Annotated in this window: 1 protein-coding gene; it reads left to right on the forward strand. The window is 70.4% G+C overall.

The window, feature by feature from the left end; translation table 11 throughout:
- Nucleotides 1–1,492, forward strand: a 1,492-nt coding sequence (locus HC031_RS32145) for a condensation domain-containing protein (RefSeq protein WP_240943298.1), incomplete at both ends; no start/stop codon positions are given.

Here is a 1,492-nt window from a genome sequence, read left to right on the forward strand (position 1 = left end):
TGGTTTCCGGATCGAGTTGGGGGAGATCGAGGCGGCGCTGCGCAGCCATCCCGGTATCGCGGAGGCGATCGTGGTGGCGTGTGCCGACGATGCCGGCCGCAAACGCCTGGTCGGGTATGTGGTGCCGGCCTCGGGGGCGGCGGTGGACCCCACGGCGCTGCGCGGATTCCTGGGTGGGTCGTTGCCGGATTACATGGTGCCGTCGGCGTTCGTGACCCTCGAGGCGCTGCCGCTCAACGCCAACGGCAAGGTCGACCGGCGGGCGCTGCCCGCCCCGGACTGGGGCGGTTTGGTTGCTGCCGGTCAGGTTGAGGCTCGCACTGAGACCGAGCGGGTGCTGGCCGGGATCTGGGCTGACGTGCTCGGGGTGGAGCGGGTCGGGGTCGAGGACAACTTCTTCGAGCTGGGTGGCGACTCGATCCTGAGCATTCAGGTGGTGTCGCGGGCGCGGCAGGCCGGACTGGGCCTGACGCCCCGGGATGTGTTCGCGCACCAGACGGTGGCGGCGCTCGCGGCGAGCCTGGAGCAGGCCGGTGCGGATGTGCTCGCCCCGGCCGCCGACCAGGGGCCGGTGGTGGGTGAGGTGCCGTTGACGCCGATCCAGCGGTGGTTCTTCGAGACCCAGACGGTACGTCCGGAGCGGTTTGACCAGTCGTTGATGGTGGAGCTGGACGAGCAGGTGGACCGCAACGTGCTCGGTCGTGCGCTGGAGGCGCTGCTGACCCACCACGACGCGCTCCGGATGCGCTACGAGCGCGTGGACGGGCATTGGCGACAGTACAACGGCCCGGTCGGCCCGGTGGAGGTGTTGGCGCGCCACGATCTGTCCGGTGTGGAGTTCGGCGAGGTGTCGTCGGTGATGGCGACGGTGGTCGAGGAGGTGCACGCCGGGTTCGATCTGGGGTGTGGTCCGTTACTGCGGGCGGTGTTGTTCGAGCGGGGTGCCGGGGCGCGGCCGGTGTTGTTCGTGGCGGCGCATCACCTGGTGGTGGACGGGGTGTCGTGGCGGATCCTGCTCGAGGACCTGGCGGCCGCGTACGCCCAGATCCGGCGTGGTGAACCGGTGGCGCTGGCAGCGAAGACGACGTCGTTTCGGCAGTGGGCGCTGCGGCTGGCCGAGCACGCCGCCGGCGGTGGGTTCGATGACGAGGTCGGTTACTGGTCTGCCACGGGTGGGTCCGGTGAGCTGCCGCGCGATGGCGACGGGCCGAACACGGTTGGTGTGGCGCGGTCGGTGTCGGTGCGGTTGGATGCGGCGGCGACGCGGGCGTTGTTGCAGGACGTGCCGGGGGTGTATCGCACGCGGGTCAATGATGTGCTGCTGGCGGCCCTGGGCAGGGTGTTGGGGGCGTGGACCGGTCGGGATCGGATCCTGGTGGATCTGGAGGGGCATGGTCGGGAGGAGGAGCTGTTCGACGGGGTGGACCTGTCGCGGACGGTGGGGTGGTTCACCACGATGTTCCCGGTCGCCCTGGAAGTCGCCGGTGACGGC

It is taken from the genome of Planosporangium thailandense (assembly GCF_011947195.1).
Classification (GTDB): Bacteria; Actinomycetota; Actinomycetes; order Mycobacteriales; family Micromonosporaceae; genus Planosporangium; species Planosporangium thailandense.